Genomic DNA, 13,857 nt, shown 5'->3' with positions numbered 1-13,857 from the left:
GCCTGGGCCCCGCTTGTTTCAATTCAATTGCGTGCCGGGTTCAAACCAGTCGCGGCGAGAGTTGAGCAGATCCGAAACGGACATGGCCTTCTTGCCGGGTGGTTGCAGGGTCAGCAGGCGCAGGACACCCAGGCCGGTAGCGATATCGATCCCCTGCTTGTCGGCCTTGAGCAGGGTGCCGGTAGGTTGGCCATGGTCGCTGTTGATGACCTCGGCCTGCCACACCTTGATAGTCTGTCCCGCCACCTCAAACCAGCTGATGGGCCAGGGATTGAAGGCGCGGATGCAGCGCTCTATGGCGACGGCTTCCATCGACCAGTCGATGCGGGCCTCCTCTTTGGAGAGCTTCTCGGCATAGTTGGCCAGCGCATCGTCTTGCGCCTCGGCTGCGGTTTCACCGGCGGCCATGGCATTGAGAGTCTCGACCAGTGCCTGCGGGCCCAGCTCGGCCAGCTTGTCATACAGGCTGGTGGAGGTTTCGTCGGCGGCGATGGGGCAGGTCACTTTTCTGATCATGGCGCCAGTATCCAGCCCTACATCCATCTGCATTATGGTCACGCCGGTTTCGGTATCACCCGCCCAGATGGAGCGCTGGATCGGGGCTGCACCGCGCCAGCGCGGCAGCAAAGATCCATGCACGTTTATACAGCCCAGACGCGGGGTATCGAGCACCACCTTGGGCAGGATCAAGCCGTAGGCCACTACCACCATCAAGTCGGCGCCCAGAGACGCCAGCTCGGCTTGCGCCTCTTCCTTGCGCAGGGAAGCTGGTTGGTAAACCGGCAGATTGTGGGTCAGAGCCAGCTCCTTGACCGGGCTGGCGGTGAGCTTCTGACCACGGCCAGCAGGCTTGTCCGGCTGGGTATAAACGGCAACGACCTCGTGGTCGGAAGACAACAACGCCGCCAAGTGACGGGCGGCGAAGTCGGGCGTACCGGCAAAAATCAGTTTCAGCTTATTCAATGGGGCAGATCCTCAGAGGGCTTTGCGATCTTCACGGGCCATCTTTTCCAGCTTTTGGCGAATGCGCTGGCGCTTGAGCGGGGACAAGTAATCCACAAACAGCTTGCCGATCAGATGATCCATCTCATGCTGTATGCAGATAGCGAGCAGATCGTCCGCTTCCAGCTCGAACGGCTGGCCGTTGCGATCCAGCGCACGTACCTTGACCCACTCGGCGCGTGGCACCAGAGCTCTGTGGTCGGGCACCGAGAGGCAGCCCTCTTCGATGCCTGTGCTGCCCGCTTGCTCGAGGATCTCGGGGTTGATCAATACCAGAGGATCTTCACGGTTCTCGGAGACATCGATCACTATGATGCGCTGATGAATGTCGACCTGAGTGGCGGCCAGGCCTATGCCTTCCTCCGCGTACATGGTTTCGAACATATCATCTACAATGTGTTGTAACTCGGGTGTAAAGGTCTCGACAGGGGCTGCAACTGTGCGCAGACGTTCATCGGGAAAACGCAATACATCTAGAATGGCCATAGTTTTTTCTTTAGTTTCGTATAAATGCAGTCAATATTGGCGTAATTCTAGTCATTTACGCCGACAAAAAACAGCAACACTTTGCGCGCAGAAGTAACAGGGAGTGTTATGTATCTGAAGCAAACCATCCTCGCTTGCCTGCTGGCCACTCTGAGCCAGGCTGCCATGGCCGACCAGTTGACACTGAAAGCGGGTTATCCCGAGCGCTATGTCGTGCAAAGGGGTGACACCCTCTGGGATATTTCAGGCCGATATCTGGCACAACCCTGGCTCTGGCCCCGTCTCTGGAACATCAATCCCCAGATTGCCAACCCGCACTGGATCTATCCCGGTGACGTGCTGCATCTGAGCTGGGTCAATGGCGAGCCTCGCCTCGGCAAAGCGATGCAGGGGGGCAAGCCAGTGGTTCACCTTTCTCCCAAGAGCCGTTACGAGAACAAGGCCAATCCGATCCCGACATTGCCGCTCAGCGAGATAGGTCCCTTCCTGCGTACCGACCATATCCTGGCCGATAGCCAGCAGGCGAAACAGCTGCCTTATGTGCTCGGCAACGATGAGGCGCATATCGGCATGCTGGAGGGAGACACACTGTATGTGCAGGGATCGCTGACCCCGGGTCAGGACTACGGCATCTACCACCCGGGGAGCTTGTACAAGGACAAGGAGACAGGTGAGTTGCTGGGGCAGGAAGCGGTGTTTGTCGGCACGGCCAGAGCCGAGGAGCGGCTGGCGGATGATCGTACCCGAGTCACGCTCAGCCACAGCCAGCGGGAGGTATATCAGGGAGACAAGGTGATGCCCTTCCCGCCGCAAGAGAGTCTCTTTGCCGTATTCACTCCTAAAGCCGCGCCCGTTATTTCGCCGGGTTACATCATAGATCTGCCGAGCAAGGCTCGTGGTGGCGGCAAGTTTGACGTTGTGCTCATCAATAAGGGGCTGCGCGATCAGGTTTCCCCCGGGGATGTGCTGGAGGTGCGGCGACCTGGCGCCCAGTTGGTGAGCAAGAACGGCAAGGTCTCTTACAAAGAGTACTCTTCCGTCTATGACAAGGCGTTCTATTCTGCCGGCAAGCCTTCCCTGCCGTCGGAGGCGGTGGCGCGCGTCATGCTGTTCAAGGTGTACGACAAGCTGAGCTACGGCCTCATCATGCAGAGCCAGGGCATGGTCAGCTCCGGCTATCAGGTCAGTAACTTCTAACGTGCCATTTCCATCCTGGCGGCTTTCACTGTGGCTGATGCTGGATGCCGTTACTGGTATAGGCCCGGTCACTGCCTCCCGCCTACTTGCCTCCTTCGATGGTGACATAAAAGCCCTGTTTGAGTGCGATGATGGCAGTTTGCGGGCGCTGGGTCTGCACTCGTCCCAGATACGGCAGCTCAGATGGCCGCTGCCGGTGGTAGAGCTGGGGCTGAACTGGGCTGCCATGCCCGGCAATCACCTGATTTGTCCCGATGATCCCGCCTATCCCGACCTGCTGAAAGAGATCCCTGCCGCCCCCTTGCTGCTCTATTGTCGCGGAAATGTCGCAGCCTTGTCGTTGCCGCAATTGGCTATGGTAGGGACGCGGCATCCCACTTATGCCGGCAAGGACAATGCCGCGCGTTTGTGTAGCGAGCTGGTAGGGTGTGGACTGGCGATTACCTCGGGGCTGGCGCTCGGCATAGATGGTGTCTGCCATCAGCAGGCGCTGGCGGCGGGCGGTATCACGCTTGCGGTGTTGGGCTCCGGCCTGGATTGTCTCTATCCCAAGCGTCATCAGGGGCTGGCTGGCCAGATCCTGGAGAGCGGCGGCTTGCTCATCTCAGAGTTGGCGCCGGACAAGGGGCCGCTGGCCGAACATTTTCCCCGTCGCAACCGCATCATCAGTGGCCTGTCGCTGGGTACCCTGGTGGTGGAGGCTGCCGAGCAGAGCGGGTCACTCATCACGGCGCGTTACGCACTGGAACAGGGGCGCGAAGTGTTTGCCGTGCCGGGAGCGCCACAAAATGGGCAGGCGCTGGGTTGCAATAAATTAATCCAGCAGGGGGCCAAACTTGTGTTGAGTGCGGCCGATATAGTGGAAGAGCTTCCCGGATTGGTCAGTCTGGTGCGCAAAGAGGCTGGATTGCTTGAGCAAGAGCATAATAGCGAATTGCCTTATGCCGATTTGTTGGATAACGTAGATTATGAGACCACGAGCGTGGATACCGTCGCCGAACGGTCCCAGCTTCCTGTCGAAGTGGTATTGGGCAGGTTGGTAGAGCTGGAACTGGCAGGCGCAGTGATAGCGGTAGCCGGTGGATACGTCAGAGCGAGGAGGGCGAATCATGTTTGATGTACTGATGTACCTTTTCGAGACCTACATCCACAGCGATGCAGATGTGATGGTCGAACAAAATGAACTCACCGACGAACTGAGCCGGGCCGGTTTCGACAAGGACGAGATCGAGAAGGCGCTCAACTGGCTGGAAAGGCTGGCCAATCTGCATGATAGCGAGCGGGAGGTGTATGTCGCCGCCAGCGCGCAAGGCTCGATGCGTATCTATGCCCCGCAGGAGCTGGCCCGCCTTGGTACCGAGTGCCGCGGTTTCCTGCTCTTTCTGGAACAAGCCCAGGTGCTGAATGCCGAAACCCGCGAAATCTGTATCGAGCGACTGCTCGAGCTGGATAAACCGGATATCGAGCTGGATGACCTGAAGTGGGTTGTCATGATGGTGCTGTTCAATGTGCCGGGCAGTGAAAATGCCTACCAGCAGATGGAAGAGCTGGTGTTTGATGAGTCCGACGGCGTCATTCACTGACAGTCTGGTGTCGCGCTGGTAGAATTCAGGCCATCTGAATTTCAAGGCGCGGCACATGTCAAAAATCGATCATCATCTCTTTTCCGCTCACGAGCATGGGTTCGAGCGAGAGCCGTGCCCGCAGTGTGGTGCCGAGCTGGTGATCCGCCAGGGCAAGCATGGCCCTTTTCTTGGCTGCTCCGCCTACCCCTCCTGTGATTACATCCGTTCTCTGACACCGTCCGGTCGTGACATCGAGAAAGTGCTTGAGGGGTCAGCTTGCCCGGATTGTGGCCAGCCGTTGGCAATCAAGAAGGGTCGTTACGGTTTGTTTGTGGGGTGTACCCAGTATCCGGCCTGTCAGCATATCGAGTCCCTGCAGGAGAGCGATGATACCCAGATCCTCTGCCCCGAGTGTGGCAAGGGTCATCTGGTGAGCCGCACCTCCCGTTACGGCAAGCAGTTTTACTCCTGTGATGGGTATCCCCATTGTAAATATGTGGTGAATGACAAGCCGATCCCTATGCCTTGTCCCGAATGTGGCTGGGGCATCATGGTGGAGAAAAAAGTGAGGGGAAATCTGAAGTGGATCTGTCCGCAAAAGAAATGCGGCCATCAAAGTGAGCAGGTATAATCCCGCCGCCGTAACCAAATTGAAACGTTTTCGGCGCACTTCAACCCCCCACTTGGAGTAAGGAAATTCCCACCATGAATAAACCTTTTGTTGCCGTATTGATGGGCTCTGACTCTGATTTTCCCGTGATGCAATCCACCCTTGAGATCCTCAAGTCGTTTGATATCGCAGTGGAAGTGAAAGTAACCTCTGCGCACCGTACTCCGGCTGCGACCCATCAGTATGTGACCGATGCCGAGTCCCGTGGTTGCAAGGTCTTTATCTGTGCTGCCGGTTTGGCGGCTCACCTGGCGGGTGCCGTTGCCGGCATCACCACCCGTCCCGTGATCGGGGTGCCCATCGACGGTGGTCCGCTCAAGGGGCTGGATGCACTGCTCTCCACCGTGCAGATGCCGGGTGGCGTGCCAGTGGCAACCGTAGCGATCGGCAAGGCCGGTGCCAAGAACGCAGGTTACCTAGCAGCCCAGATGCTGGCGGTGGCTGATGATGAACTGGCAGCCAAAGTACGTGCCGAACGCCAGAAGAATGCCGAAGAGGTGATGGCCAAGGATGCCGCCCTGCAGGCCCAACTCAAGTAAGTGATGAGGTGACAGCCCGCTGTATATGGTGCGGTTGTCGCCTTGCAGGCTTAACTCAACCAAGTAATGAGGTGGCAGCCAGGCTGCCGCATTTTTCCTATGTCTACTGAATTTGAACAAGCGGTTGCCGCCCTTCACGGCAAAGGGGTGATCGCGTATGCAACCGAGGCCGTGTTTGGTCTGGGTTGTGATCCCGACTCCGAAGTGGCGGTGCAGCGATTGTTGGCCATCAAACAGCGTCCGGTAGAGAAGGGGTTGATCCTGATTGCTGCCGACGTGGCGCAATTGCAGGATTACATCGATCTGAGCCAACTTAGCGGTGAACAACTGGCTCGGGTTGAAGCCAGTTGGCCCGGTCCTTTTACCTGGATCATGCCCGCTCGCGCCACGACACCCACCTGGCTAACCGGCCAGTTTGATACGCTGGCTGTGCGAGTCACCGCACACCCACAGGTGCAGGCCTTGTGCCGCGCCTTCGGCAAGCCCCTGGTTTCTACCAGCGCCAACCTGACCGGTGAAGAGCCCGCCCGTCGGGTCGCCGATATCGGTGAGCTGCTGGCAAGCAAGCTTGCCTATATCCTGCCCGGTGAAGTGGGTGGGCAAGCTAACCCATCCGAGATCAAGGACGCCCGTACCGGCGCCGTCATTCGTCCCTCCTGAGCGGACAGACTCTTTTTTGCAGTAATGCCGATGGGCGTGGAGCTCATGGCGTGACATCACAATAAAATGGACAGGGCGTTCAAGATCCTGCCTGACTGGAGACAAGATGAGCAAACCGGATGTGGCCCAGGTCAAGGCCTTCCTGTTGCAGTTGCAGGACGAGATCTGCCGAAGCCTGGAGCAGGCCGACGGCGTTGGGCGCTTTGTTGAGGATGCCTGGGCCCGTGAGGGCGGTGGCGGTGGTCGAACCCGCGTAATGCGCCACGGCGACATGATTGAGCAGGGTGGGGTCAACTTTTCCCATGTCTATGGTGATGCCATGCCAGCCTCGGCGACGGCTCATAGGCCCGAGCTGGCCGGTCGCAAGTTTGAGGCCATGGGGGTGTCGCTGGTGATCCATCCTCACAATCCCTATGTGCCGACCAGCCATGCCAATGTCCGTTTTTTCATTGCCGAGAAAGAGGGCGAGGAGCCTATCTGGTGGTTTGGTGGTGGTTTCGATTTGACGCCGTTTTATCCCTTTGCCGAGGATGTGCAGCACTGGCATCGAGTGTCACGCGATCTCTGCCAACCCTTTGGCGAAGATATTTACCCCGAGTTCAAATCCTGGTGCGATCGCTACTTCTTCCTCAAGCATCGCAACGAGACGCGGGGGGTGGGTGGCCTCTTCTTCGACGACCTGAATCGTTGGCCCTTTGCTGACTGCTTCGCCTTTATGCAGGCGGTAGGCCGGGGTTATCTCGATGCCTATCTGCCGATCATCGAGCGACGCAAGGCGCAGCCCTATGGCGAGCGGGAGCGGGAGTTCCAGCTCTATCGCCGCGGTCGTTATGTCGAGTTCAATCTGGTGTACGACCGGGGCACCCTGTTCGGGTTGCAGACCGGTGGACGTACCGAGTCGATTCTGATGTCGATGCCGCCACTGGCACGTTGGGAGTATGACTGGCAGCCGGAAGCGGGCAGCCCGGAGGCCTTGCTCTACACAGACTACCTCACGCCGCGAGAGTGGCTGTGACCCGAGGGGCCATGACGGCCCCTTTTTATTGACCGATATTCGGCTTGTTCCCGAGTGCGAAAACCCGTTAAATCGGAATATTGCCTTCTGATGGAACTCTTTGATGGATCGTTATCTGGTTTTTGGCCACCCGGTGCGCCACAGCAAGTCCCCCTTCATTCATACCCTGTTTGCCAGACAAACTCAGCAAGAGCTGGAGTATGGTCTGGCTGAACCTGCCGTCGACGAGTTTGCTACGACCCTGCTAGCCTTCTTTGCCCAAGGGGGCAAGGGGTGCAATGTCACAGTGCCGTTCAAGGAGCAGGCGTTTGCGTTGGTTGACAGCTTGAGCCCCCGAGCCAAACGGGCGGGCGCCGTCAACACAATCAAGCTGACCGATGACGGCGTACTGCTGGGAGACAATACCGATGGTGCTGGTCTGGTGGCGGACCTGAAGTCTCATGGTGTGACTCTGGCCGGAAGCCGGATCTTGCTGCTGGGGGCCGGGGGAGCCGCCCGTGGTGCTTTGGCTCCGCTGCTGGCCGAGCATCCGACAGAACTGGTGATTGCCAACCGAACGCACGCAAAAGCGCAGCAACTGGCGGCCGAGTTTCATGATCTGGGGGTGGTGACGGCTCTGACCTACGAGCAACTGGGGGGGGCGTTTGATCTCATCATCAACTCCACCTCCGCCAGCCTGCAAGGGGAGCTGCCGCCCCTCTCCCCTGCACTGATCCACGCGGATATTGCCATCTACGACATGATGTATGGATCCATGGATACCCCTTTCATCAGCTGGGCCAAACAGTACGGTGCCCGTCAGGCCATGGATGGGCTGGGTATGCTGGTTGAACAGGCGGCTGAAGCATTCACCGTGTGGCGAGGAATCCGCCCAGGAACTAAACAGGTATTGAGAGAGCTGAAACGAAATCTGGGGACTCTATGAATCAAGGCATCCTGTTTCCCGAACTGGCTGCCTGGCAGCCGGATGAACAGAGGATACATTTTCCAGCCCAGCAGATGGGGGCATTGATCAATTGCTACATCAGTCGTCGGCGCCTGGAAAAAATGACCGGACTCTCCCTCGTCAAGGAGGAGGACATACTGCGTGCTTTCGAGAGCGTTCGTTTTGACATTGAAGATATTGCTGAGAAACTCATTGAAGAACAAGAGTTTGCAGAGGATGGATCCATCTACCTCTGAGTGTTCCAAGTTTTTTCTCAAAGCGGCGGAACTTGTGAGAAATACCGCTGACTAACTAGATAGTTGAGGAAGTGCTAGCTAGTCACCTTTATAACTCCCCGGTATTCGTACTGGGGATTTTTTTATCTGCATGAAAAGTAAGTGGTTTTTACCAATTCTTCTTTCGTGAAACTTAATTACATAAATTACTTTCACTTTTTGCTGCTTTGCTATACAGTTAGCGACGTAGGGTACAGAGGTAAGATGTTCTATCTTTCAGACCTTTTATTTCACGTAATTGAATGTGGCTGAATAGCTGCCCCGATGAGTATTCGTCGGGGTGTTTTTTTATGCACCAAATTTAGAGTAAATGCTTTAGTTTTGGCAAGTATTTGCTAGAATGAAAGGGCTTCTTGAGGAAAACCAGTCGTCTTTGTTCTCAAGATTTAGCTTCTTCCCAATTTTTGAACTGATTGTTTCAGGCCGGTACTGCACCAGTGGTACTGGCTTCATTTTTATCCCTTCCATACCTCGAAGTGTAATTAAATTTCATTTTGGTACTTCTTGCGTGATGTGCTTGCCGTTTGATAGCAAAAATATGAAACCGTTATCATGTGGATGTGAAGTTAATTATTAATTGAAATTAACCTCACATCCTATTGATTAATAATGTTTTTACTTGGATTGCTAGAAGGACATATCGGTGGGGATTGAGCGTTGGCAGGAAGCAGTTGAACTGAAAGTCTTTCAATCAGCGGAGGGTCAGCTCCGCTAATTGCAAGAGAGAAGCAGCAGGAAGATGGAGGAATGTATTATTCCTCAACCTGCTCTTGCTCATCGTTATCGGCAATTTCATCAGCACCCGCCAAGTACCAGCCAGACAGAGTCTGGGCCAATTTTTCCACCCCTATGTTGTTAAGGGAGGAGAAGGCTTCCACCTGGATCTGTGGGCCCAGGTCGGCAATGGCCTGACGTACCTTGATGACCTGATTGTTGCGGGGACCAGGGCTCAGCTTGTCAGCCTTGGTCAGCAGCAGCATGACCGGCAATTCACGGTGTGAGCTCCACTCCAGCATGTTCATGTCGGTATCTTTGAGCGGGTGGCGGATGTCCATCAGGATCACCAGGCCTTTCAATGACTCGCGGCGCTGCAGGTACTCTGCCAGTGACTTTTGCCACTTGAGCTTCATTTCCAGCGGAACTTGCGCATAACCATAGCCCGGCAAATCGACCAGACGCTTGCCCGGCTCCAGTTCAAACAGGTTGATCAACTGGGTGCGACCCGGTGTTTTACTGGTGCGAGCCAGGTTCTTGTGTTTCGTTAAGGTGTTCAATGCAGATGACTTACCGGCATTGGAACGGCCGGCAAACGCAATCTCGACACCCCCATCATTTGGCAGGTGGCGGATGTCGGGTGCGCTGGTCACAAAATGCACCTTATTGAAATTCAGAGTTTGTGTATCCAACGTAAATTCCCCATAGAGATAGAGGGTTATAGAGTTACTTTTTTGTGAAATCGTGTAAAATGACGTCGCTTAAACGCGTTTATTTTAACATGCCTTCAGCGGCATGGGATCTGGAAGCCTAATAACGAGAAGTTGGAACGCCATGAAGAACCTAGTCATTACTCTTGCTCTGATGGTTGGCGTAACGGGGATGGCACAAGCCAAGGGCGATGCCGCTGCGGGACAATCCAAGGCTGCCGTGTGTGCGGCTTGTCATGGACCGGACGGAAACAGCCTTGTTGATATGTATCCCAAGATTGCTGGTCAGCACGCATCATATATCAAAAAGCAATTAGTTGAACTGAAGGCTGCAGCTTCTGGCCAAATTGGTCGAGTCGCACCTATCATGGGGCCTATGGCTCTCCCCTTGTCTGAACAGGACATGGAAGACCTTGCTGCCTACTTCTCCAGCCAGAAGGTAACACCGATAGCGGTGCCTGATGATGCTGTAGCAGCGGGTAAAGCGCTCTATATGGGTGGAGACATGAGCCGTGGTCTGGCTGCCTGCACTGCCTGTCATGGTCCGCGTGGATCAGGTATAGAACAGGCTAAATATCCAAGTCTGTCCGGCCAACATCCTGCGTATATCAAGGCTCAGCTCACCGCCTTTCGTGCGGCTGCCCGTGATAATGATCCGAATGGCATGATGCAGGATGTTGCCAAGAAGCTGACTGATCAGGACATCGAAGCGCTTTCCAAATATGTGGCCGGTTTGCACTGATCATGTCTGATGATGTACCCCATTGATATGAACGAGGAGCCACTGGCTCCTCGTTTCTTTTTGACCTTTAACTCCATTTGGCCAGTTTTTCTCGCATTGCTGTAAGAGATTCCCCATTCATCGGCCTGGTCAAGGCTTAAACATTTTTAAAATTATTTTTAATAATTCATTAATTTCAATATGTTAAATAAGAGTGATAGGTTTATCTCCGTTTGAAAACGTTATCGGTGGATTGAGCCGCTTTATTAAGTTGATACAGTGGATATATGGAGCGGCCCACAGGGCCATTCACGACCGGGATGTTGTGAAGACAGGATGTCGATTTGGCGGGATGCCACAGAACCACGCAAATGACAGGCAAAGGATTGAAATACCAGGATGGTGACTGCTCAGGAAGAGCCGGGCTGCGGGATGCAACCACCCCAGAGTGATGACCGGATGTCGTCCCCATGGGTCAAAGCAAGCACACGCACATTCAGGATCGACCAATTAAGGTCAGGATGACCACATACAAAGATATGATGCGCAGAGGTATCACCACGGACAGGGTGATTTGCAGCCAGGGATGGGACTCGCATAAACATATCAAGGCAGCTTCGGCTGCCTTTTTTCTTTTGGGTCATTAACCCGATTAGCCATTCTGTGTCAAAATACCAGCAACATGCCCAGAGGATACCGATCCTGCGGTGTTCAGAGGCCAGCAATGGCCGGATTGGTGCGGGATCCCACTCTTGTTTCTAATCCACTGTTCCCGTGTCTGTATCTTCCCCGGATGATTCTCATCCCGGGTGCGGGCTTCAATCCAGTTATTTGTCGGAGTCAGTCATTCATGTCGGCTAAACAACCCAATCGCAAGCCAACCGGTAAGCGCAAAGAATCAGATGCCAGTGCCCTGGACGGCCGTGAGCGCAAACGCGCTGCCAAGCGTAAGGGCTTGAAGGCGGGTTCCCGCCAGCAGGCAGAGCAATCCAGCAAGAACAACAATGGCAAGCAGGCCAAGGATCCACGTATCGGTTCCCGCAAGCCGGTCGCCTTGATCGTAGACGAGAAAGGTGCAAAGCCAGTTGCGCCCAAGCCTGCGAAAGAGAAGAAGCTGGTGATGACGCCGGAGCAGGAGCTGGCTGCCATCGAGAATGATGATCGCCTGAATGACCTGCTGGATCGCCTCGATGCTGGCGAGACCCTGGAAGCGACCGAGCAGGCCTGGGTTGACCAGCGTGTCGATCGTTATCAGGAATTGATGGATGAGCTTGGCATCATAGACAACGATGATGACGAAGAAGACGACGGCTCATTCGACGATGCCAGTTATGAGGCGCCGACCCAGCCCGCCTCCGAAGAGGAGCTGTGGGATCGTTTCACTCAGGTCGACTATCAGCCTGAGCCCAAGCCAGAGCCGAAGAAAAAGTGATGAGTGGATGGATGCTGGCCGCCTCGTTGGGCGGCCTGATTTTGCTGGGACTGGCGGTGTATGCCGGTACCCTGCTGGCTCGTCTCAAGCGCCAGCGCGATATGCAGCAGCAGGCCATAGCTGCGCGCAATGAACGCATTCTCGACAGCGTACGGGTGATCGCCCATGCGGTGCGGGATGGTCAGTGCGACTATTCCGAAGGTGCCATTCGGCTGACCAATTTGCTGGATGCCTTGCAGATCAAGGAAGGGCGCGTTTTTGCCAGCGAATTTCCGGGTCTGTACAGTCTCTATGAGAAGGTGAAAGAGATGCCGACTCATGAGGCGAGACGTGCCCTCAAGCGCAATGAAGTAATGAAGATGGATCTCGAACGCAGTGGCTATGAGGCCGAGCTGGAGGCACAGATCCTCAAGGATGTGGCCCAACTGAAGGATTTTCAGTTAAGCCGCTGAGCCCTGGATAACAAAAAAGAGGAAGCAAGCGTGCAAGCAGAACAGATTGTGTGGGATCAGGCCCTGATCGAAAAATATAACTACAGCGGCCCGCGCTACACCTCCTATCCCACCGCGCTGGAGTTCAACGAAAGCTTCGGCTATCCGGACCTGGTCCGCGCCGCAGGCCAGTACCCGGCGCGCAACCTGTCGCTTTACGTACACATCCCCTTCTGTCACAAGCTCTGCTATTACTGCGGCTGCAACAAGGTGATCACACGTCACCAGCACAAGGCCGATCAATACCTCGACTACCTCGAACAGGAGATCAAGGCGCAGGCGCCCCTGTTCAAGCATCGGCTGGTGACCCAGCTGCATTGGGGTGGTGGTACGCCTACCTATCTGAACGAAGCCCAGACCCGTCGCCTGATGGCCATGTTGCGCGAGCACTTCCAGTTCGCGGAGGAAGGGGAGATCAGCATAGAGGTGGACCCGCGTGAAATCGAACTCACCATGCTGGATGTGCTGCGAGAGGTGGGGTTCAACCGCATCAGTCTCGGTGTACAGGACTTCAACAAGGCAGTCCAGGTTGCGGTCAACCGCGAGCAGGATAACGACTTCATTCGCGCCATGCTGGAGCGCGCCCGCGCACTGGGTTTTCGCTCAACCAATCTCGATCTTATTTACGGCCTGCCGCACCAGAACAGGGAGAGCTTCCACCACACCCTGGAGGAAGTGCTCAAGACGGATCCGGCCCGCCTCTCCATATTCAACTACGCTCATCTGCCGAGCCGCTTTGCCGCCCAGCACAAGCTGAAAGAGGAAGACATGCCGGCCCCCAGGGAGAAGCTGGCCATGTTGCAAGACACCATCGCCTTCCTCACCGGTCAGGGCTACCAGTTCATCGGCATGGATCACTTCGCCAAACCTGATGACGAGCTGGCGGTGGCGCAGCGTGAAGGCAAGTTGCACCGCAACTTCCAGGGCTACACCACCCAGGGAGATTGTGATCTGCTTGGATTGGGGGTCTCCTCCATCAGCATGATTGGCGATGCCTATTCCCAGAACCAAAAAGAGCTCAAAGCTTACTACGCCCAGGTTGAAGAGCTGGGGCATGCCCAGTGGAAGGGGTGCTCCCTCAATCAGGACGACTTGATCCGCCGCGAGGTGATCAAACGTCTCATCTGCGATTTCAGCCTGAACTTCGCCGCCGTCGAGCAGGCTTATGGTCTGGTCTTCAAGGCGTATTTTGCCGATGATCTCAAGCTGTTGCAGACCTTTATCGACGACGGTCTGGTGCGCATGACCGACGATGGGCTGGAAGTGGTCTCCACCGGTCAGCTGCTCATTCGCAATATCTGCATGTGTTTCGATGTCTACCTGCGCAACAAGGCGCGCCAGCAGCAGTTCTCCCGGGTGATCTGAACAGGCAGCCCTGCACTGAAGATAAAAAAACCGCCTTTCGGCGGTTTTTTTATGGGGTAAGCAAACGGT

General features: G+C 55.6%; 17 protein-coding genes. 14 read left to right on the top strand and 3 right to left on the bottom strand.

Annotation, left to right across the window (positions count from 1 at the left end; translation table 11 throughout):
- Positions 1-18 precede the first annotated feature (18 nt).
- Both fmt and def read right to left on the bottom strand, forming a co-directional pair.
- On the bottom strand, positions 19-963 hold the full coding sequence (gene fmt, locus AC1P02_RS03985) for a methionyl-tRNA formyltransferase (protein WP_021138662.1): 945 nt from the start codon (positions 961-963) through the stop codon (positions 19-21).
- A gap of 12 nt (positions 964-975) precedes the next feature.
- Positions 976-1,488 (bottom strand): peptide deformylase, encoded by a 513-nt coding sequence (gene def, locus AC1P02_RS03980; protein WP_005319924.1) that lies wholly within the window; start codon positions 1,486-1,488, stop codon positions 976-978.
- A gap of 108 nt (positions 1,489-1,596) precedes the next feature.
- On the opposite strand from def, the gene AC1P02_RS03975 reads away from it, so the two are divergent.
- The 10 genes from AC1P02_RS03975 to spfP all read left to right on the top strand — a co-directional run bounded on the left by AC1P02_RS03975 (position 1,597) and on the right by spfP (position 8,607).
- On the top strand, positions 1,597-2,685 hold the full coding sequence (locus tag AC1P02_RS03975; RefSeq protein ID WP_485184186.1) for a LysM peptidoglycan-binding domain-containing protein: 1,089 nt from the start codon (positions 1,597-1,599) through the stop codon (positions 2,683-2,685).
- 1 nt (position 2,686) lies between these two features.
- Complete coding sequence (gene dprA / locus AC1P02_RS03970) at positions 2,687-3,802, top strand: DNA-processing protein DprA (protein WP_485184184.1); 1,116 nt, start codon at positions 2,687-2,689, stop codon at positions 3,800-3,802.
- A complete protein-coding gene (locus AC1P02_RS03965; protein ID WP_005319913.1) occupies positions 3,795-4,268 on the top strand; it encodes a DUF494 family protein in 474 nt (157 codons plus the stop codon). Before dprA ends, AC1P02_RS03965 begins: the two co-directional genes overlap by 8 nt.
- A gap of 55 nt (positions 4,269-4,323) precedes the next feature.
- Positions 4,324-4,881, top strand: a complete 558-nt coding sequence (locus AC1P02_RS03960) for a DNA topoisomerase family protein (RefSeq protein ID WP_005319910.1) — start codon at positions 4,324-4,326, stop codon at positions 4,879-4,881.
- A gap of 74 nt (positions 4,882-4,955) precedes the next feature.
- A complete protein-coding gene (gene purE / locus AC1P02_RS03955) occupies positions 4,956-5,459 on the top strand; it encodes a 5-(carboxyamino)imidazole ribonucleotide mutase (protein WP_005319907.1) in 504 nt (167 codons plus the stop codon).
- A 99-nt stretch (positions 5,460-5,558) separates the two neighbouring features.
- Positions 5,559-6,119 (top strand): L-threonylcarbamoyladenylate synthase type 1 TsaC, encoded by a 561-nt coding sequence (gene tsaC / locus AC1P02_RS03950; protein ID WP_485184180.1) that lies wholly within the window; start codon positions 5,559-5,561, stop codon positions 6,117-6,119.
- Between the two features lie 106 nt (positions 6,120-6,225).
- Positions 6,226-7,134, top strand: coding sequence for an oxygen-dependent coproporphyrinogen oxidase (hemF, locus tag AC1P02_RS03945; RefSeq protein ID WP_021138656.1), 909 nt, complete (start codon positions 6,226-6,228; stop codon positions 7,132-7,134).
- Between the two features lie 103 nt (positions 7,135-7,237).
- Positions 7,238-8,059 (top strand): shikimate dehydrogenase, encoded by an 822-nt coding sequence (gene aroE, locus AC1P02_RS03940; RefSeq protein ID WP_485184178.1) that lies wholly within the window; start codon positions 7,238-7,240, stop codon positions 8,057-8,059.
- Positions 8,056-8,316, top strand: coding sequence for a DUF1488 family protein (locus AC1P02_RS03935; protein ID WP_017412967.1), 261 nt, complete (start codon positions 8,056-8,058; stop codon positions 8,314-8,316). The genes aroE and AC1P02_RS03935 overlap by 4 nt, the downstream gene beginning before the upstream one ends.
- A gap of 243 nt (positions 8,317-8,559) precedes the next feature.
- Positions 8,560-8,607, top strand: a complete 48-nt coding sequence (spfP, locus tag AC1P02_RS03930) for a small protein SpfP (protein ID WP_462101308.1) — start codon at positions 8,560-8,562, stop codon at positions 8,605-8,607.
- A gap of 500 nt (positions 8,608-9,107) precedes the next feature.
- On the opposite strand, the gene yihA is transcribed toward spfP, so the two are convergent.
- On the bottom strand, positions 9,108-9,761 hold the full coding sequence (gene yihA, locus AC1P02_RS03925; RefSeq protein ID WP_005319896.1) for a ribosome biogenesis GTP-binding protein YihA/YsxC: 654 nt from the start codon (positions 9,759-9,761) through the stop codon (positions 9,108-9,110).
- 142 nt (positions 9,762-9,903) lie between these two features.
- Between yihA and AC1P02_RS03920 the strand changes: the two genes are divergently transcribed.
- From AC1P02_RS03920 to hemN, 4 genes are all read left to right on the top strand, one after another.
- Positions 9,904-10,521, top strand: a complete 618-nt coding sequence (locus AC1P02_RS03920; RefSeq protein WP_021138654.1) for a c-type cytochrome — start codon at positions 9,904-9,906, stop codon at positions 10,519-10,521.
- Between the two features lie 829 nt (positions 10,522-11,350).
- Positions 11,351-11,932 (top strand): Der GTPase-activating protein YihI, encoded by a 582-nt coding sequence (yihI, locus tag AC1P02_RS03915; protein WP_005319890.1) that lies wholly within the window; start codon positions 11,351-11,353, stop codon positions 11,930-11,932.
- Positions 11,933-11,943: 11 nt separating this feature from the next.
- Positions 11,944-12,384, top strand: a complete 441-nt coding sequence (locus AC1P02_RS03910) for a DUF2489 domain-containing protein (RefSeq protein WP_034523570.1) — start codon at positions 11,944-11,946, stop codon at positions 12,382-12,384.
- A gap of 30 nt (positions 12,385-12,414) precedes the next feature.
- Entirely contained in the window at positions 12,415-13,788 is a 1,374-nt protein-coding gene (hemN, locus tag AC1P02_RS03905) for an oxygen-independent coproporphyrinogen III oxidase (RefSeq protein ID WP_087756724.1), read from the top strand.
- Positions 13,789-13,857 lie beyond the last annotated feature (69 nt).

This window comes from Aeromonas sp. TS_SC_11 (assembly GCF_057318915.1).
The sequence above is the reverse complement of the archived record's forward strand: the minus strand, read 5'-3'. Positions and strand labels throughout refer to the sequence as shown.